At 49.5% G+C, this 18,580-nt stretch carries 15 protein-coding genes; 4 read left to right on the forward strand and 11 right to left on the reverse strand.

Annotated features, from left to right (window positions below):
- Window positions 1–191 precede the first annotated feature (191 nt).
- The gene (locus ACI48J_RS19965) at window positions 192–5,684 is read right to left on the reverse strand and encodes a cadherin-like beta sandwich domain-containing protein (RefSeq protein ID WP_405079938.1); all 5,493 of its coding nucleotides are present in this window, start codon (window positions 5,682–5,684) and stop codon (window positions 192–194) included.
- A gap of 276 nt (window positions 5,685–5,960) precedes the next feature.
- On the opposite strand from ACI48J_RS19965, the gene ACI48J_RS19970 reads away from it, so the two are divergent.
- From ACI48J_RS19970 to ACI48J_RS19985, 4 genes are read left to right on the forward strand one after another with little or no spacing between them, the layout of a single operon-like run.
- Window positions 5,961–6,443, forward strand: a complete 483-nt coding sequence (locus ACI48J_RS19970) for a GNAT family N-acetyltransferase (RefSeq protein ID WP_405079939.1) — start codon at window positions 5,961–5,963, stop codon at window positions 6,441–6,443.
- Window positions 6,443–6,943 carry a phage tail protein gene (locus ACI48J_RS19975; protein WP_405079940.1) on the forward strand — a complete coding sequence of 167 codons (501 nt, stop codon included), beginning with the start codon at window positions 6,443–6,445 and terminating at the stop codon, window positions 6,941–6,943. Before ACI48J_RS19970 ends, ACI48J_RS19975 begins: the two co-directional genes overlap by 1 nt.
- Window positions 6,944–6,975: 32 nt before the next feature.
- Window positions 6,976–7,476, forward strand: coding sequence for a phage tail protein (locus ACI48J_RS19980; protein WP_405079941.1), 501 nt, complete (start codon window positions 6,976–6,978; stop codon window positions 7,474–7,476).
- Window positions 7,477–7,494: 18 nt separating this feature from the next.
- Complete coding sequence (locus ACI48J_RS19985) at window positions 7,495–8,037, forward strand: phage tail protein (RefSeq protein WP_405079943.1); 543 nt, start codon at window positions 7,495–7,497, stop codon at window positions 8,035–8,037.
- 368 nt (window positions 8,038–8,405) lie between these two features.
- On the opposite strand, the gene ACI48J_RS19990 is transcribed toward ACI48J_RS19985, so the two are convergent.
- The 10 genes from ACI48J_RS19990 to ACI48J_RS20035 all read right to left on the reverse strand — a co-directional run bounded on the left by ACI48J_RS19990 (window position 8,406) and on the right by ACI48J_RS20035 (window position 18,561).
- Complete coding sequence (locus ACI48J_RS19990; protein WP_405079944.1) at window positions 8,406–8,564, reverse strand: transposase; 159 nt, start codon at window positions 8,562–8,564, stop codon at window positions 8,406–8,408.
- A gap of 373 nt (window positions 8,565–8,937) precedes the next feature.
- A complete protein-coding gene (locus ACI48J_RS19995) occupies window positions 8,938–9,282 on the reverse strand; it encodes a DUF3969 family protein (RefSeq protein WP_405079946.1) in 345 nt (114 codons plus the stop codon).
- Between the two features lie 15 nt (window positions 9,283–9,297).
- Window positions 9,298–10,401: a polymorphic toxin-type HINT domain-containing protein gene (locus ACI48J_RS20000; RefSeq protein ID WP_405079947.1), complete on the reverse strand. Its 1,104-nt coding sequence runs from the start codon at window positions 10,399–10,401 to the stop codon at window positions 9,298–9,300.
- 22 nt (window positions 10,402–10,423) lie between these two features.
- Window positions 10,424–10,582: an RHS repeat-associated core domain-containing protein gene (locus ACI48J_RS20005; RefSeq protein ID WP_405083258.1), complete on the reverse strand. Its 159-nt coding sequence runs from the start codon at window positions 10,580–10,582 to the stop codon at window positions 10,424–10,426.
- Entirely contained in the window at window positions 10,579–11,118 is a 540-nt protein-coding gene (locus ACI48J_RS20010) for a hypothetical protein (RefSeq protein ID WP_405079949.1), read from the reverse strand. Before ACI48J_RS20010 ends, ACI48J_RS20005 begins: the two co-directional genes overlap by 4 nt.
- A gap of 146 nt (window positions 11,119–11,264) precedes the next feature.
- Window positions 11,265–11,804 (reverse strand): hypothetical protein, encoded by a 540-nt coding sequence (locus tag ACI48J_RS20015; RefSeq protein WP_405079951.1) that lies wholly within the window; start codon window positions 11,802–11,804, stop codon window positions 11,265–11,267.
- Window positions 11,805–11,835: 31 nt separating this feature from the next.
- Window positions 11,836–12,324, reverse strand: coding sequence for an immunity 26/phosphotriesterase HocA family protein (locus ACI48J_RS20020; RefSeq protein ID WP_405079952.1), 489 nt, complete (start codon window positions 12,322–12,324; stop codon window positions 11,836–11,838).
- Between the two features lie 99 nt (window positions 12,325–12,423).
- Window positions 12,424–13,122: a hypothetical protein gene (locus ACI48J_RS20025; protein WP_405079954.1), complete on the reverse strand. Its 699-nt coding sequence runs from the start codon at window positions 13,120–13,122 to the stop codon at window positions 12,424–12,426.
- A 248-nt stretch (window positions 13,123–13,370) separates the two neighbouring features.
- Window positions 13,371–13,808: a hypothetical protein gene (locus ACI48J_RS20030; protein ID WP_405079955.1), complete on the reverse strand. Its 438-nt coding sequence runs from the start codon at window positions 13,806–13,808 to the stop codon at window positions 13,371–13,373.
- Between the two features lie 19 nt (window positions 13,809–13,827).
- Window positions 13,828–18,561: an RHS repeat-associated core domain-containing protein gene (locus tag ACI48J_RS20035; RefSeq protein ID WP_405079956.1), complete on the reverse strand. Its 4,734-nt coding sequence runs from the start codon at window positions 18,559–18,561 to the stop codon at window positions 13,828–13,830.
- Between the last annotated feature and the right edge of the window lie 19 nt (window positions 18,562–18,580).

Consider the following 18,580-nt stretch of genomic DNA (forward strand, 5'->3'; position numbering starts at 1 on the left):
AGCGTCCGCTATCTTCTATATGATAACGCACCGTCATTAAACATGCACACGGCATGATCCCTCCAATCTGCTCCAAAGGTTCAGAAACACGGAAGGTACCCGGCAAACTTCATGGCAAAAAAAACCGCATCTTATAAATAAGATGCGGTTAATCCTCCGAAATTGTCCGGCTGAGTTTTATTTGCGGGTTGTTATTTCCAAACTTCCCGGCCGTTCACTTTCTTGTACTCGTGGTAGATGGAAGCCTCCATCACGTCTTTATATCCCCAGAAGGCGGAAGGGACATCGGACCATGCCTGCGGGGTTCCCGCAGGAACACGATCCGGATTCCGGTCGAGGAGCTTGTTGAAAATGACGACCGCCTGCGCCCGGGTAAGCGCCTGATCCGGTCTGAACGTACCGTCCTCGTATCCCGAAAGCAGCCCGGCTTTCTCGGCTTTCCGGATATTTTCGGCGGCCCAGTGGCCTTGCAGGTCCGTGAAGGCGGAAGCTCCCTGCACGCCCGGAAGCTGCCTCAGCTTCACGAGAATCGTGGCCATTTCGGCACGCGTCAGGATACGGTCCGGATAAAACTTGCCGTCCGGGTAGCCGTCCATAAGCTTGCTGTCGAAAACAGCTCCAACGGATTTGGAAGCCCAGTGCGAGGCCGGAACATCCGTAAACCGGCTTTGGGAAGCTGCAGAAGTTTCTTTACCGAAGAGCCTCTCCAACACGGTTGCCAGCTCCGCCCGTGAAATCCCTTTGCCCGGCTGGAAAGTCCCGTCCGGGTAGCCTTCCATGTAAGGCTTATGCTGGTCGTATGTCTCCGACAGAGGCTTCAGGCTAATATCGGTTTTGAAGGCTGTAAAATCCGTCTGAATAATTCCGCTGCCGCTGTCATTTCTGCTGTCGTAGCTTTCATAACCGGCTTTTTCGGCGATGATGTAGTAGGACCCTTCCGGATAAACCAGCCAGCCGAACCGGCCGTCGCCTGAAGTCGTCTGACCATTGAGGTTGTGCCCCGGAAGCATCTTCTCAAGCTCAGGTAAAGAAACCGGCGTTCCCGCCGCTCTTCCTTTAGAACGGTTTCTTTCTGTATCGGCCCAATACAGACTCACCTTGACTCCCGCAAGAGCGGCGCCTGTAACCGAGTCGCGGACCGTCCCGAACGGATCGATTTTTTGCGTCCGGAATACGGCCGTATCCGAGCTTACTGTGAGCGTGCCTGCCGTTCCGGCAAGCTTTGCCCCATTAGGAGCGGTTAAGGAAAGAATCATTTTATAAGTTCCGGCGGAAAGCGAGTACAGCGTAAACTTTCCTGAAGGATCGACGCTTACGTTTTGCTTGAAAAGCGCAGCGCCGTCGGTGCTGTAAATGTCCGCAAGCATCGTCAAGTTATCTCCGATTAGCTTGGTAAAGGACTCGTTAAGCACCTCTCCGGAGGAGGAAACGACCTCGATGCGTCCGTCGATCGCGCGCTCCGTTGAGCCTCCACCTCCACCGCCGCCACCGCTGCTTTCGCGTGTAAACGTGACGGTGTAGGTTTTGGTGGTCCCGTTCTGTGCGGTAACGACAACCGTAACCGGATTGGCGCCGACGCTCAGCGGGATCTGACGGCCGCTTCCGGCCGGTACGGCAGCGCCGTTAACCGATACGGAAGCCGTAGGATCCGCAGCCGTCGGCGTTACCGTGACTTCCGCCACGGAGTTTTTCACGGAAATCGTGTATGCCGTCACCGCCGGAGTAAATGCCGGCGTCAGAGAACCGGCGCTTACGGCCAGACCGCTGAGGTCCGCGTTGCCCGACGGAGGAACGGCCCGGGTTACGATGATCACGTAGGAATTCTTCGTTCCGTCCTGGGCCGTAACCTCGATAGTAATGGTGTTGGTTCCCGCTGCAACCGGAATGATTTCAGAGCTTCCGGCAGCCAGAACGTGTCCGTTCACCGATACGGATGCCGTGCTGTCCGCTGCCGTCGGTGTTACCGTAACCTCGGCTGTATCGTGGGCGATATCCGCCGTATAACTGGTCTGCGTTCCGGCAAAAACCGGACTAAGTATACCGGGGCTGATCGTCAGCCCGCTTAGCAGCGCGTTGCTTGAAGGCGACGCTGCCCGGTTGATCGTGACCGTGTAGGTGTTCGTCGTTCCGTCCTGCGCCGTCAAGACGATGGTGACCGGATTGGCCCCCGTGTTCAACGGGATATTTACGGTCTGCCCGCTCGAAGCGGGATTTCCGACGATTGTCATTGTCGCGGTCAGATCCGCAAGCTGTGCGTTAAGATCCAGATCGTACACATCCGATGCCACGGTGGCCGTGTACAATTTCGTTCCTGCGGCGAAGGCAGGCGTCAGCGTCCCCTTACTCAGAGTCAAAGAGCTGAGATCCGCATTGCTAGAATCCGCGCGTGTGACCGTCACGGTGTACGTTTTAACCGTGTTGTCTGCCGCTTTAACGACAATTGTGATCGGGTTAGCACCCACATTCAGCGATACCGGATTTGGAGTTCCGCTCGCTGCGGCATTGCCGTTCACAGTGATAGACGCGGTCGTATCCGCAGTCACTGCCGTAATGTCGATTCCCGCCGAAGCGTTCGGTACAGCCGCCGTGTAGTTAAGCTGTGCCGGATCAAAAACCGGCGTTAACGTTCCCTCGCTAAGCGAGATACCGCTTAAGTCCGCGTTGCCGGATGCGGCGCGGGTGATCGTCAACGTGTACGTTTTGATGGTCCCGTTCTGCGCCGTCACCTGGACTTCTACCGTATTGGCCCCTACGTTCAAAGTTGCGGCAGAAGCGGTTCCGCTCGTTACCGGTGTTCCGTTCACCTCGATGGAAGCCGTGCCGTCCGCTGCCGCAGGTGTAACGTCAACCGTGTTCACAGCGTTGGCCACATTTGCCGTATAGGCCGTGGTCCCCGCCGCAAAAGCCGGATCGAGCGTACCTGCGCTTAACGTCAGCGAGCTTAAATCCGCATTGCTCGACAGCGGAGCGGCACGCTTAACCGTCACCGTGTACGTTTCGCTGGTCGTTCCGTCCTGTGCCGTCACTATAACGGTGACCGTGTTGTCGCCGACGTTAAGCGACACCGGAACCGCCGTGCCGCTTGGCGCCGATTGACCGTTCACGGTCAGGTTTGCCGTGCCGTCCGCGACTACCGCCGTCACATCGATGCTCGATACGCCGGTTGCCACTTGCGCCGTATAGCCTGTGGTACCCGAAGCGAAACCCGGGGTTAACGTGCCCGCACTCAGCGTCAAGTTGCTCAAAAGCGCGTTGCTGGACGGCGCGCGGGTGATCGTCAGCGTGTACGTTTTGGGCGTACCGTCCTGTGCGGTGACGAGCAGCGTAACCGTATTGCTTCCCACGTTCAAGGTGACGGGAACCGGAGTGCCGCTTGTCACTGCTGCGCCGTTGAATTCAAGCGTCGCCGTGCTGTCCGCCACCGACGGCGTTACGTCTAAACCGGAGACACTGTTCGGAACATCTACCGTATAACTCGTAGTGCCCGGTGCAAAAACGGGGCTTAACGATGCGCCTCCGCTCAGCGTGATTCCGCTCAGATCGGCGTTATTGGAGCCCGCCGCCCTGGTTACCGTAACCGTATAAGTCTTCGTCGCGCCATTCTCTGCCGTAACGACAACCGGAATCGGGTTAGGCCCTACGTTCAGTGTCACGGATGATGCCGACCCGCTCGTCACGGGACGGCCGTCCACCGTAACCGTCGCCGTGCTATCCGCCACTGTAGGTGTTACGTCAACAGTAGTGACTCCATAAGCCACACTGGACGTGTACGTAATCGTACCCGAGGCGAATCCGGGATTTAAGGCGGCTCCGCTCAGGACCAAGTTACTTAAATCGGCGTTGCCGGATAACGGTGCCGCTCGGTTAACCGTCACCGTGTAGGTCTTCTGAGTCGTGCCGTCCTGCGCCGTTACCAGAACGGTGATGGTGTTGGCGCCCACGTTCAGCGATACGGAAGACGGGCTGCCGCTGGCAACCGGGCTGCCGTTCACTTTAACCGTCGCCGTGCCATCCGCAAGGGTCGGCGTTACGTCGACGCTCGCTACGCTGTCCGCCACATTCGCCGTATAGCTCGTCGTGCCGGATGCGAACGACGGGTTGAGCGTTCCGGCGCTTAACGTTAAGCCGTTCAAGTCGGCATTATTGGATGCCGCTCGGGTTACGGTGACCGTGTAGCTCTTCTGTGTCGTACCGTCCTGCGCCGTTACCAGAACGGCGACGGTATTGGAGCCCACATTCAGCGGTACGGATGACGGGCTGCCGCTGACGGCCGCGCTGCCATTCACTTTAACCGTTGCCGTACTGTCTGCAACGGTCGGCGTTACATCGACGCTCGTCACGTTGTTAGACACACCGGCCGTGTAGCTCGTTGTGCCGGATGCGAAGGACGGGTTGAGCATTCCCGCGCTCAGCGTCAAATTATTCAAGTCCGCGTTGCTTGAAGCTGCTGCCCGGGTAACTGACACTGTGTAGGTTAATTGTGTCGTGCCATCCTGTGCTGTTACCAGAACGGCGATGGTATTGGAGCCCACATTCAGCGGTACGGAAGACGGGTTGCCGCTGGCAACCGAGCTGCCGTTCACTTTGACCGTCGCCGTACCGTCGGCAACCGTCGGGGTCACATTAATGTTCGCCACGCCGTTTGGCACACTGGCGTTATAATCGGTTGTCCCGGATGCAAACCCAGGGTTTAACGTTCCCGCGCTTAACGTTAAATTGCTCAAATTAGCGTTCGTGGAAACCGTGTTATACTGCGTCAGCATAAGCCCGTTTTCCCCTAAAGTCACAAACCTTCCGCCTGCAAATCCCACATGGTTTAAGTATCCGCCGACCCCCGTTTTCTCCGAACTCCAAGTAATGCCGTCGGGAGAGGAGACTATCGCTCCGGGCCCCCCGGTATCGCCCACGGCCACATACTTGTTCGCGCCATAAGCGACGCCGTACAAGTTCATCCCGGCCACGGGAACCGTTCGAGGCGTCCAAGTGATACCGTCAGGCGAAGTAAGCGCCCTCTGACCTAACCCGCCGGCAAGGAATTGACCGGCTCCGTAAGTGATACCCATCAAGTCATCCGGGCCACCCGAACGCGTTGTCCAGGTGATACCGTCGGGGGAAGTTCGTATCGTGCCTGCACTCCCAACCGCAGCGAACAAACCGCCTCCATACGTAACGCTGTAAAAATTGGCTGTAGTTCCCGAAGTCCTGGGGGTCCAAGCGATACCGTCCGGAGAGCTCAGAAGAACCCCGTTATATCCCACGATGACCCATACGGTGCCGTTATGTGCAACCGCACTCAGATTGGCGGACGTCACCGTCGTGCGAACCGTCCAGGTTGCGGCATCGGGCGAGGTCGCGATTTTACCGTCCGCTCCCGCCACAATCCACTGGTTTCCCGCATAGGTTACCCCTACCGCTGACGAAAGAGCAATGGTTGTCTTGCTCCAGCTCAGCCCGTCGGACGAGGTCATAATCGTTCCCGAGTTACCGACGGCCACCCATTTTCCGTTTCCGAAAGCAACCTGGTTTAAATCCGTTCCCGCACTGTTAGGAACATTATCCCACGTGCCCGCCGCTTCCGCTCTTCCTACCCAGCTTCCCGCTCCGCCTGTACCGGCAACAAGCAGGAACACCAGGGCTATCCGCAGAAAGCGGCCCCAAAATCCCGTTTTACCCAGCTCCCTCATGTAAACCTCCTATATCGATTTATAAATGGTGACTGAATGTGTGTCATCTGGATGTTTAAAAGACGCAATTGATTTGCATTTCCCATAAGATCATCGGAATGTATGTGCCTGCATTTTGCGACTTAATTACATATTAATAGAAATTGAAGAAAAACTCACCAAATAAATTAAGACAAACAGCCCATTACATGTCACAAAATGTATATATTTTGGAGAAACCTTGTGGTATTCTGAAATGGAAAATAGTTCTTAACTCCTTGAAAGGGAGGCAGCCTGTTGTTTAAAAAAATGTCCGGGCCGGAAGACCAGCCGTTTCTGTTCGAGCTTTATTGCAGCTCCAGAATGGCGGAAGTACAGGCTTGGGGGTGGGATGAAGCCGCTCTGCGGTCTTTTCTTCACATGCAGTACAGCGCCCAGACCGGATCCTACCGGCAGCAGTATCCCGAAGCGGAGCCGTACATCGTCTGCCAAGACGGTCAACGGGCCGGAAGAATTCTGATCCACCGGTCGCCCCGCTGCATAAGAATTGTGGATATCACCCTCCTCCCGCAATTCCAGAATCAAGGACTCGGTACAAACCTGCTTCACACCTTTATGGAAGAATCCCGCGAACAAAACCTCCCGATCCGGCTTTCCGTACTCAGAACCGGCAGAGCGCTGGCCCTGTATGAACGGCTGGGATTTCAAATCGCGGGAGAAAGCGACATGTATCTGGCTATGGAATGGAATCACGAAACTTGTAAAGAAGGTGACCGCTGATGAGTGAAGCTTATTTAGGCGAAATACGGATGTTCGGAGGCAATTACCCTCCGCAAGGTTGGGCGCTGTGCAACGGCCAGCTTTTGAGTATTGCGGAGAACGAGGCTCTTTTTGCTCTGCTTGGCACGACCTATGGAGGAAACGGCCAAACCACGTTCGGGCTGCCGGACTTGCAGGGACGTATTCCGATTCACCCGAGTTCGGCATATATCCGGGGATCGAAGGGCGGCACCGAAACCGTGACGCTAATCCAGTCACAGCTGCCCCAGCACACCCATATCCCTGTTGCGACATCAAATCCCGGTACGGTGAACTCCCCAGTCAATTCCACTTGGGCATCCGCTACGACCAACATCTACGCCTCATCCGGAACTACAACACCCATGAACCCGCAGACAGTTTCCCCCGTCGGCGGCAATCAGCCGCACAGCAATATGATGCCAACGGCTGCCGTTACATTCATCATCTCCCTTTACGGAATCTTCCCGCCGCAACCTTAAACACAGTTGATCATATAAAGGAGGAACTAACTATGTCCGAACCATTTGTGGGGGAAATCCGGTTGTTTGCCAACAACTACGCTCCGCGCGGCTGGGCTTTTTGCGAGGGACAAACCCTATCCATTAACGCAAACCAGGCTCTTTACTCTCTAATCGGCACCATTTACGGAGGCGACGGTGTCACAAACTTTAAACTTCCCGATCTTCGCGGCCGTGTCCCGATTCACGTAGGCTCCACGAATCCTTTGGGTCAGTCCGCAGGAGAGGCGGCTCATACGCTTACTATCAACGAGATGCCTGCCCACACACATCAAGTAGCCGCTTCCGGCAATGCCGGTTCTACCTTTTCACCCGCAAACAACGCTTGGGCCGTGGAAACGGCACTGTACGAATCCCCTTCTGCTGCTGCCGTTTCGATGAACGGCGGCGCCCTGTCCGCCGCCGGACAGAGTCAGCCGCACAGCAACATGCAGCCTTATCTGGCCGTTAATTTTGCCATCGCCCTAGTCGGCATCTATCCTCCAAGGAACTAAAGAAAGGAGCATTATTTTATGGCTGATGCTTACTTAGGAGAAATCCGCATATTCGCAGGTAATTACGCTCCAAGAGACTGGGCGCTTTGCAACGGGCAGCTCATGCAAATTAGACAGTACACCGCCTTATTCGCGATTCTCGGCGTACAATACGGCGGGGACGGCAAAAACACATTCGCCCTGCCGAACCTAATGGGCAGAGCTCCGATGAACCAGGGCGCCGGTCAGGGTTTAACCCCCCGCAGCGTCGGTCAAGTGACAGGATCGCCTACCGAGACTCTGCTCACGACGGAAATTCCTTCGCATACCCACATTCCCCAATCGGTGAATGCCGTAGGCAGCGACACGAGTCCCGCCAACAATTTCTGGGCGCAATCTCCGCCGGAAGGACGTCCCGGCCGGGAAAAGCAGCGGAACCTTTACGATGCCACACCGAGCATACAGATGAATCCGGTTATTCTTCCCGTTGCCGGCGGCAGCCAGCCGCATAACAACATGCAGCCTTATCTCGCGCTGAATTATATTATCTGTTTATACGGGGAGTTTCCGCCCAGACAGTAGATGGGTGTCAAAGAGCCTTTTCGTCTGCTCGCAGGACGGGAAGGTTTTTTGTTGTGTATGGGGTTACTTCGTCCTAATGTATGTTAATCCGGCTTTTTAAGTATTGAAGGCTCGCTTTGTCAACAAAGGTCTGTTTTTCAACAATGCTTTGGCTCATACTTGAGGGTGCATTTCCCATTACAACAAAATCTACCATGACACTTGTTGTTTCAAATTAATACCACCGTCTATTTTTATTTTATTTTTTCACCAGTCGGTTAGAGGATGTTCACAGGTCTTCTCATAAAGCAGATAATTACTTGTTTCTTCTTTTTTCCTTCACTCGTGATACGCATGGAATAAAGGATTTAGCGGCCTTTTTGGAAGTTCTAGCGGACTGGACTTGTCGCTAGCCCCCACAAAATCTTGCTCAAGGCTCTATTTCCTTGCCGTTGGTTACGGTCTTTGCCCCTGCCGCCGCTACTCATTTGGCTCGGTGTAAGCCCTGCATACTTGTCTAACTTGCCAGCACTCGTAAAACGGCTCATATCCCCGATTTCCGCCACGATAGCCGAAGCCGTTACGTCATCAATACCAGTAAACGTGGTTCAGCTTGAAATCTTCTATCGGGGTGCATATTCTTCAGTTGCGATTTTATTCAAAAAAGTATGAGAAAGCGAACCTAACAAAAAACAGGTCGATCATGGTGGTATCTGACCATAATGTACCTGCTAGGTGTAACGCTAAAGTGTTACTTAGGATATAAAATTCAAGCATTACAAGTGCGTACAGGGATATTAGAGGAATAACTTACGGGGGTAATGAGGGTTAAGTTCTTTCATGCTGTACCGCCCGATTCATTCGGCACGGGGTGAGGGGTAAAGAAAGACCTTGAGGATTGCCGCCCCCAAGGTCTTTGAATCATTCGTCAAATTTGTTGAGCCAATACATCGACTTTTCTGTACTAGGCAAGGATTTAAGTAAATCTAATGTTTCTTTCTTTCTCAGTTTAAGTGCATTTTGTAGCTTTTCGGGAGCTATATCTCGTATATCTTCCAACATACAGCATTCTTCAAACAATTCGATTGTTTCCTTATTCGCATTATTTTGTTCCAGAAGTTGTGCTACATAAGGACGGTAAAGATACGCATATGCATCTTCAAATGTTAATGCCCCTTCAAGCAAGGAATCAAGCATGCCAAGATTTAATATACATAAAAACCTTTGAATTTCGTCTGAATGCTTCAGTTCAATTTGTAAATTCAACGTACCACCCCTTTATTATCGCATTCGACTTGATGAGTTGCTCCACCCATTTTTCACCTTGACATTAAACACTTGACCAGATTGGCTTTGGAAGTAATGGATTGAGATTTTTTTACCGTTTGAATCCACACCATCCTTGTAAATCTTGTTCCAAGTACCGGACTCAATAGCTCGTAGTTCCTCAAGTAGTTTTGTATTGTTGACCTTGTTCTTCACAGTTCCGTTTTTAGCCGCTGAAAAACCTTGTGGGTAAAGCGGAGCATCTTTAATTGATTTGTATACATTTTGCAACGCACAGTTATGAACCCAAATCCCAAGGTTAGATACAAAGTAAGAATGAAAATCCTCAACCTCAAAATTATAAACCGTTGCTTCACGCGGTTCTTTCTCAATCTTGTCTATTGCCAGTTTAGAACCATCACTCGAAACAAGCAAGTCGTCAACTTTCAGGTCTTTTACAAACGTCCATCCTTTGCCGTCCAACCAAAATGGATGCTCACCTGTAACCTCGATGATTTCATCTCCAATATGGACGTAGTAGATTTCGTCAGCCTGCTTTTGAAATAGCCCCACGACCTCTTTGTATCCCACTTCTCCAGTCTCATCAGACTTAGCAAGGACCTTGTCCCCTACCTCAATTTCCTCAATAGGTTTCTCTCCTTCGTCTGTAAGAACCTTAGTTCCTGCCGTAAAGCAGTTACAAGGAACTTTACCTGCCTTTGCCCAGTTCGCTTCTGTATACGTAACAGCTCTTTGAATCGTTTTATCCCCACTCTTCAAGGTAATCAAAATCTTGCCGCCCTTGACTATTTTGCCAATCGGGATAAAACTCGCAGCGGCCAACGCTTTATCAAATTTCGATGAGTTCGGGTCCACCAAGGTGGTAATATCGCTCACAACCAAAAAGTCTGCGATTTTCCCCGCGGCTTTCATTGTTTTTAATACGCCTATAGCTGCCGCGTCTGTTACAGGATTTGTGACTACCTCGCCAAGGTATCCGATTCCGTTGACGCCTTCGTAATTATCCGTAGCCTGTTGAATATGCCCACTAGGATCAACATGCGTCAGCGGATTATTCTCCACATACGTAAACAAGTTCAAACTCAGCGGGTTATCCAACTGTCCTTCATACGTATCCTCATTAATAAACCGTCCCAATGCTCGGATCGTACCAGCGGGCGCGGAGGTACTGGAGCTTGGTTGCGGAATCCCAGTATTCCCCGGAATAGCGGAACGGGTTGGAGATGTTTTCCTCGCTTACGGTCGGGTTGCCCCAGATGTCATAGGCGTACTGGTTCAGCCGGGTTCCGGTTTCGCTTCGAAGCTCGACGACATCTCCGTGTCCGTTGTGGAGATAGTAGGTTTGCTCCCGCCGCTCTCCCGGGCTACGAGCTCTCTTCCCCGCACATAGCGGGCTTTGAGACTGCCGCTGCCGTCGCCTTCGGCGATGACCTGGTCTCCATCGTAATAATAGCGTGCGGTTCCTTCTTTGTCTGTGCGCTCGTACAGCAGCCCGTCTCCGTTATATTTATATGAAACGGTGCTGCCGTCTTTCATTTTCACGGCGGAGAGCCGGTCTTTTTTATCATAGAAGTAGTCGGCGTCCGGGCTGTTCACTTCATGGTTGGTTTGAAAAGACGTCCGGTTGCCGCGGGCATCATATGCGTAGCTTTCCCGGTACTGGCTGGACGAAGTGATCCGGTTGAGAGGATCGTAGCCGAATTGGTAGGTTTGGCCGTTCTCGGTTTTGGCCGTTTCGTTCTCGTTGGCGTCGTACTCGTAGGCATAGGTGTTGAGCGGGGTTCCGTCCGCCTGCTTATGCGTCAACGTTTGCAATTGCAGCCCGTTGTAGGTGTACGCTGTCGTGATCCCGTTACGCTGTCTGGTCTGCTTGATGAGATCGTTGCGGTAACTATAAGAAAAGAGCTGTTTCTAATTAAAACTAGAAATCAGCTCCTTCATAAATCAGTATTATTTTTTTCTTAGTTCATCAAAAAATGATTTACCACAATACATAGGAGTAGTAATACAATTAAAGGGTAGGGCGTAAAGCTCGTAGAATTTTTCTTTTTTAAGCTCAAACGCTCTATGACTTTTTTTATTTCTAAATCATTGTTTAAATCTATTTCTTTTTTCAGACGCATATCAATAACTTTCATAAAAAGTTGCTCGGTTAAAAGCCGACAAATGAAAATTGCTTGTTTGGATGTTTCTTCAGTACTCGTAACTGCAAAACGTACTGAAATTTCTTCAACACCTTCCTCTTCAATCTTACCCGCATTAACTTCCAGTTCTACTAAAATGTTATTATCATTGTAAATGTAGTAGCATTCAATGGATTTTGAAGCTGTCAAATCAGATGGAATGTAGGTACGAACATGCTTAAGTGAGAGCATTGTCTCAATAACTAAAGAAAATGGTATTTTCTTTCCACCATCGTAATCGATTACATCATCTTCGATAGTAAAATGAGCATCGGAGGGTATTAATAAAAAGCTATATGATTCTAGTCCCAGAGCCATCACCTCCCATAATTTGCTTAAGGAATTCCCTTTATAAATTGTGCGGTTTTCCTGAAAGCAATCTGTGAATACCCCGACCTATTCCTCCGTAGCTTATTAATCCGTTTCTTATAAATTGAGTCGGCTTTTCTGTGAGTACATCCCAAGAAAGAGAATAAAATTTTTCTGAAGTACTATGCCAAAAACCGTAATCCAGATTCTTTTCTTCACTTGTAGCATCTCTTGAACCAACCGTTTCAAAGTATCCTTTCAACCATCCTTGTTTGTTTGTAACTATCGGAGGAATTAATAAGTTATTCGGGCTCAAATGATCCGGGATTTCTTTTGTTGTTGCAGGATAATTGTATAAATAGATTAAGTAACCCCCATTAAATAAGGGATTTTTACTCACTACATTGGCGTTGATCACTTTGCCGAAATAAAAAAGATTTTCCTTCGGCTCCATGACAAAAATATCTCCGACCCGCGGGCTCTTCCTTGTTCGTTTCAATATACGAAGTTCTGTAAATTCCTCTGTCATTTAGTTCACCTCTTATTTCTATAACTTAATAAAAAGAAAGGCAACAATTGAAATCAATTGCTGCCCAAAAATCAGTCTGAAATCTATCTTACATACCTATTAATTTTTTTCTTTCGAAAGAAACACCTCTTCGCCAAAATGTTGTCTGACATTCTCTTCTAAAGAATTGGGCTCCACCAACTCTTTAGGGTCTTCGCTTAGAAAGGTCATTGTCCCTTCTTCCATATCCTCTTTCTTCCACCAATCAAATGATTCCACTTGCTCTCTGCAATTCATTAACGCTAGATACTCGTTTGAATAATAATTGCACCAAAACACACCGGGCAATCTCAATTCCGGAGTACCTGTGACATGCTGTCGATCTTTTGAAAATCGATGCGTTATATAACCGAATTCCCCATTAAATAATTTAATATAATATTTAAAAATAGAGGTTAACTCCCTCTTTTTTTGCAAAAAAATCTTTACGGAAAACGATAAAATAATAAAATTCAAAGCTTTCTTATTAGGACACTCCCACCAATGTGAATGAATGAAAAGTGCTTGCTTTTCCGCTTTGCCCATAAAGCATCCTGTTTTTCCAACCATTTTTTCAAGTTCCAGATCATAGCATCCCTCAGTCTCACTGCACCAAAGTTCTATAGCTTTTTCTCGAGAATATTTAATTTTTAAAGGTTCGGTTAGCCCAATTTTTGAAATAACCGTCCCAGACTCTGGTAGAGTATCGAAAAAATTTTCAGCTATATACTTTTTGTTAAAAGTTTGATAGGTAAATATCACTAACATGATTTCAGACATCTTGTTCACCCCTTGTACCCTTAGTAGTTTGCATAGCTCCCGTTTGGATACCTGATTTTGATTGATCCGCCTTTTTCATAAATAGCATCTTTTAACGGTTTGGAGATGTTAGCCCCAGGAGAAACAATCAAATCAATGGGCATTCCACTGTCTAAACCAAGTTTGCTTAAAACTCCCCTAAAAGATCCTAATGATAAAAATATAAAGCAACCTTGCGAAATTCGTCGCAAGGTCACTGTTCAAATAAATCACCTTTTACATAGGTTAAATGCATCCAGTAAACCTTGCCCTAGCTGCTCATTTGTTGCAGTAATCGCAAGTTCAATTTTGGTCGAGCCATTATTCATGTACCCATTTCCTTCTCTTTTCATTGGAGTAAAAAGAACCTTATCCAAGTTGCTTCGAACGGATATAATCACGTGTACATGTTCCTTTACAAATTTACTTCGTGAACTATAGCCGAGCAAATCTGGTAGATTTCCTGAAATATGTTCATTTAGAAATGGTTCTCTATTACAAAATTCAAAAGCTTCTTTCAATTTCAGTCCTATTGCATCAATTTCATGCTCTGGCTCAAGCAGGAAAATTTGATTAGTTGAAGAACCTGCTCCAATACTGTCTTTAGCAGTTGGATTGATTACTATAACATCTTGCTTATTTTTATAAGCACAAATAGTAAAACTCATTACACTCTCTCCACCTTTGTTATTTAATAACAGTCACAGTAATTTTAATTCCGTATTCATTAGCATAATCCATAGCTTTTTGTAATGAAACTAAGTGACTACTTGACAAATTTATATCTGGAATGGCGACATTTAATACTTTTGAATCGTACATCGTCGCGTCAACAGTACGCCAGCTTCCATCAGCAGCCGTACCCGATACTTCATTGAAATCTCTTAATTTATTAATATCTGTCTTTAGTTGCTTAAGCCATGCGCCATCTTTTTTATAGCTATTAACAGTATCATAACTTTTTACACTTGTAACAACTCTATTTTCAAGTTTATCAATTACAGGAAACGTTCTTCCAAGATTGTTACCCAACGCTGCATCAATTTTTTGGCCCCGTGCTGCCCAGCCTAAACTCCAAACATTTTCACCAGTGCTAACGATCTTAGCCGAACTTTTGAGCCCTGATTCCGCCGCCTTTAATGATTGGGCTATATTTTTAAGGCCACCGCCTTTATCAGGGCCAATGATGCTGACAAACATGTACAAATAAATTTTGTACCTGTCATCAGGATGCACAGTTCCACTATCTAATAATTCCATCAATTCAATTGGCGACATCTCTCTCAGAGGCTTTGACAGCGTATAGCTTGAGTCACCACCGTTCATACTTTGTTCAGCATGCCCTGTTGGATCTCTATACCTCAGCGGATTATTCATCACATACGTATACAAATTCAAACTCAGCGGATTATCCAACTGCCCTTCATACGTATCCTCGTTAATAAACCGTCCCATGCTCGGATCGTACCAGCGGGCGCGGAGGTACTGGAGCTTGGTTGCGGAATCCCAGTATTCCCCGGAATAGCGGAACGGGTTAGAGATGTTTTCCTCGCTTACGGTCGGGTTGCCCCAGATGTCATAGGCGTACTGGTTCAGCCGGGTTCCGGTTTCGCTTCGAAGCTCGACGACATCCCCGTGTCCGTTGTGGAGGTAATAGGCTTTGCTCCCCCCGCTCTCCCGGGCTACGAGCTCTCTTCCCCGCACATAGCGGGCTTTGAGACTGCCGCTGCCGTCGCCTTCGGCGATGACTTGATCTCCATCGTAATAATAGCGTGCGGTTCCTTCCTTGTCTGTGCGCTCGTAAAGCAGTCCGTCTCCGTTATATTTATATGAGATGGTGCTGCCATCCTTCATTTTCACGGCGGAGAGCCGGTCTTTTTTATCATAGACGTAGTCGGCGTCCGGGCTGTTCACTTCATGGTTGGTTTGAAAAGACGTCCGGTTGCCGCGGGCATCATACGCGTAGCTTTCCCGGTACTGGCTGGACGAAGTGATCCGGTTGAGAGGATCGTAGCCGAATTGGTAGGTTTGGCCGTTCTCGGTTTTGGCCGTTTCGTTCTCGTTGGCGTCGTACTCGTAGGCATAGGTGTTGAGCGCGGTTCCGTCCGCCTGCTTATGCGTCAGCGTTTGCAATTGCAGCCCGTTGTAGGTGTATGCTGTCGTGATCCCGTTGCGCTGCCTGGTCTGCTTGATAAGATCGTTGCGGTAATAGCTGTAGGCCGCTTCCTCGTCCGCGAGGGAAGAGGATACGCTCGACAGACGATTGCGCGAGTCGTACTGGTAGTAGGTGTTTTGGCCGGACGGATCGTTCAAGGAACTCCGCAGGCCCAGTGCGTTGTAATCGTACGTGAGCGTCTTGCCGTCCGGGTAGATGACCTTGGACAGCTGTCCCGTGGACGGCTGGTACGCGTACTGCGTCGTGCCCGTGTTATCTGTCATCCGGGTGCGGCGTCCGGCAAGGTCGTAGGCGTAGCGGATCGTTTCGTCCGGCGCTTTCTTCTCGATCAGGAAATTGCGCGCATCGTACACGTAGCTGAGCTCTGTGCCGTTCCGGTCGGTCGCCCGGATCTGGTTGTTGTTGCCGTCGTAGTACAGTTTCTCCACTTTGCCGTTGGCATCGGTGGTTTGAATGAGACGGCCCAGCTCATCGTATTTTTTCTGCGTCGTGTTGTTGTCGGGATACGTGATGCGGATCAGTTGTCCCAACTGGTCGTAGGTGTATTTCGTTTCTTCTTTCTTGGCGTTGATTACGGCGGTCAGCTGTCCCAGAGGGTCGTAGCGGAATTCGGTGGTGCCGCCGTTCGCATCCGTACTGGCAACGACGTTCCCGGCAAAATTATACTGATACGTTCCGAGCACCTTGGCGGTTGGGGCGATCTGCTCTTTCTTGACGATTCTGCCGAGCTTGTCGGCCGTCTGTCTGAATATGTTGCCTTCCGGGTCGGTTGTCGTCTGGGTCAGATTGTAGTCGTCCGTCGCGATTCTCGAGACGGCCTGATCCGCATAGGTAATCTGGTTCTGCCGGTTCCAGGCGTCATAGCCGATCTGCGTGCGGTTCCCTACGGCATCTTCGCTCCAAATTTGGCGGCCGTGCGTATCGTAGCCGTATTTGGCTTTGGCTTTGTATGTGCCCTGCATGATGCCTTCTTCCGTTTTCCAGCCAAGGGGGTTCCAGGTGGTGACGGTTTCCACGCCTGTTTCGTCTTTTTGCCGGATTTGGTTCTGCAGGTCAAGATACTGGATACTAACCGAGCTGTTGTCGGGCTGAACGGCCTTGATCACACGGCCGAGCGCGTCGTACTGGTAAGTGGTGACGCCTTGGTTGCCGTCAGTCTGCTTAGTCAGCAGCCCTCTAATGGCATCATATTCGTATTGATTGACAATGGAAGTTTTGTTCCCGTCCGCATCCGTTACCGCCGTGTTCGTTTTGGTCGGAAAAGCTCCCTGGTAGTCAGAGGAATATTCCAGCTTCATAACGGTTTGGCTTGTACCATTGATCTTACGAATCTTAGTGACGTTCCCGTACGAATCGATATCTTCGTAAGCCGCTTCCGAGAGTTTGGGACCTGACGCCCCCCCTTCAAACACCTGTTCCAAGACGACCGTGTTTTGTTTATTCCTCGTATAAAGCGTATATACGCTCTGGGCCTGACTTTTCGGCACGAGCGCGCTTACAAGAAGATGGTTCTCATTGTACCCGTAGGTGGTCGTCACGCCCAGAGGATTAGTGGCCGATGTTACGTTGCCGTAATCGTCATAAACCTTGGATTCCGTTAACACTACAGTCGGAGAGCCCGTGCTGGTTTTGGTTACGGTTGTTTTATCGGGTGACGGAAGATGTCTCTTCTCATCAAAAGTTTGGTCCGTGGAAGTGCGGTGAGTTTTGCCGTTCTCGGTTACGACTTCCGTTATGTTGGTCGTGTAGTAGTAAACCGGTTTGTCTTTTTCGATAAAATCTTTTTTGGTTCTGAAGGTAGTTTGGGACAGCTTGTTGTCAACGGTTACGGCAAACTCTATATCTTGTTCGGTCGAGCTGCCCATGTCTCCCTCATAGGACATTTCTCTGCGATTGTAGGTTTCGACAGAGCCGTCCTTCAGGGTGACTTGGTCCTCTCTGGATTTGATGCGGTAAGCTTCGGTGTAGGCCCAATCGGAACCTACTTTGCGCTTGATGGGTTCTTCATAGATATAAACCGTTTTGGAGCCGGTAGGATGCGTAACTCCCGTTAAAAGTGAGTAGGGATTGATTGTCTCTCCATAAGCGATTCCCATATTAGTCCGGGCATCTCTTAGATCGTAATCATAGACGGTATTTCTGCCTATTGAATCCGTAACGGAAGTAAGGACTTCTACGTAGCTTTGCAGGGATTTGTTGTAGGTTACCGTCTGATTTCCGTTACGGAGAACGACTTTGGATGTACTGTACGAAATGTCAATTGAATTTCCAAGGTCATTGACGATTGTACTTAATACATCAGTCTTATATACGGGATCTTCCGCGTATCTAAAGCGGATTTTGTTCCCGTACGTATCCTCAATCAGCATCAGTTTGCCCTTGGAATTAAAATACTGAACCTTACCGTCCAAATACTGAATGGCATAACTGGATGTCAGGTCACCGTCTTTTTTAGTGGTATCTTTCCGGAAAGTTATGTTTTTCCAGGGGTACCCTTCGAGCTTATCATCTACGATCTTATAGGTACCCAAACCATCTGTGTGAAAATATATTTTCTCGCCTAAAACTTCGATTGACGGGATGTTCCACGACCATCCTTTGCCGATCGGAAACATTTTTTCTTCGTATGTTTTGATGATTGGGGTATCCACCGTATTATAGGCGCTTTGATTGAACTGGGCGCTTCCGCTGTCGTAGGTCCGTACCAATGTAAAATTAAGACCGTTACGGCCGGTTAAAACCATATCCGTCTCCTGAACGGAAAGCCCCCCCGATAAGGTGGAGACCGTCTCATGCTCGAGATTTACCTTGTACGGAGCTTCATCGGGTTTAAGAACCACGGGAGCCGGTACCGGACTCCCTGTGCTTAAGGCCGATTCGGTCGTACGTTCCGGAATAACGGTTCCTTCCTTTAACCGGTTGGTTAGAATACTTTTCGTTTCATTCGACTTATTTTGGGGCCTCTTACCTTCCAGACTGGCTTCTATCTGACGAGGTTCTTTCTTCTGCTTCAAAACCTGCTCTACTTGCATCAAGCTATGACCTTTATCGAGCAGCAGTTGGATTTCATCGGAAGAAATTCCGAAAGCCTCCGAAACGCGGTGTTTCCCATCCGGATTCTTAGACAGAGACGAAGGAGAAGCGTCGGCTTGTACGATCCCGACCGGCAGCGTAACGCCGATCAGGATGGAGGCCAGCATACCGATAGCCCATTTTCTTAATAAACTAATGGATGATTTTCTCAATTCCTTACCTCCGGTCTAT

Origin of the sequence: Paenibacillus chitinolyticus, from assembly GCF_045038035.1 — a bacterium.
Lineage (GTDB): Bacteria > Bacillota > Bacilli > Paenibacillales > NBRC-103111 > Paenibacillus_F > Paenibacillus_F chitinolyticus_A.

What these genes read in the sequence shown, in the direction of transcription:
- ACI48J_RS19965 (WP_405079938.1), bottom strand. Translation starts at nt 5,684, where the DNA reads ATGAGGGAGCTGGGTAAAACGGGATTTTGGGGCCGCTTTCTGCGGATA.
- ACI48J_RS19980 (WP_405079941.1), top strand. Translation starts at nt 6,976, where the DNA reads ATGTCCGAACCATTTGTGGGGGAAATCCGGTTGTTTGCCAACAACTAC.
- ACI48J_RS20015 (WP_405079951.1), bottom strand. Translation starts at nt 11,804, where the DNA reads ATGGCTCTGGGACTAGAATCATATAGCTTTTTATTAATACCCTCCGAT.
- ACI48J_RS19975 (WP_405079940.1), top strand. Translation starts at nt 6,443, where the DNA reads ATGAGTGAAGCTTATTTAGGCGAAATACGGATGTTCGGAGGCAATTAC.
- ACI48J_RS20025 (WP_405079954.1), bottom strand. Translation starts at nt 13,122, where the DNA reads ATGTCTGAAATCATGTTAGTGATATTTACCTATCAAACTTTTAACAAA.
- ACI48J_RS20020 (WP_405079952.1), bottom strand. Translation starts at nt 12,324, where the DNA reads ATGACAGAGGAATTTACAGAACTTCGTATATTGAAACGAACAAGGAAG.
- ACI48J_RS19985 (WP_405079943.1), top strand. Translation starts at nt 7,495, where the DNA reads ATGGCTGATGCTTACTTAGGAGAAATCCGCATATTCGCAGGTAATTAC.
- ACI48J_RS20030 (WP_405079955.1), bottom strand. Translation starts at nt 13,808, where the DNA reads ATGAGTTTTACTATTTGTGCTTATAAAAATAAGCAAGATGTTATAGTA.
- ACI48J_RS19990 (WP_405079944.1), bottom strand. Translation starts at nt 8,564, where the DNA reads ATGAGCCGTTTTACGAGTGCTGGCAAGTTAGACAAGTATGCAGGGCTT.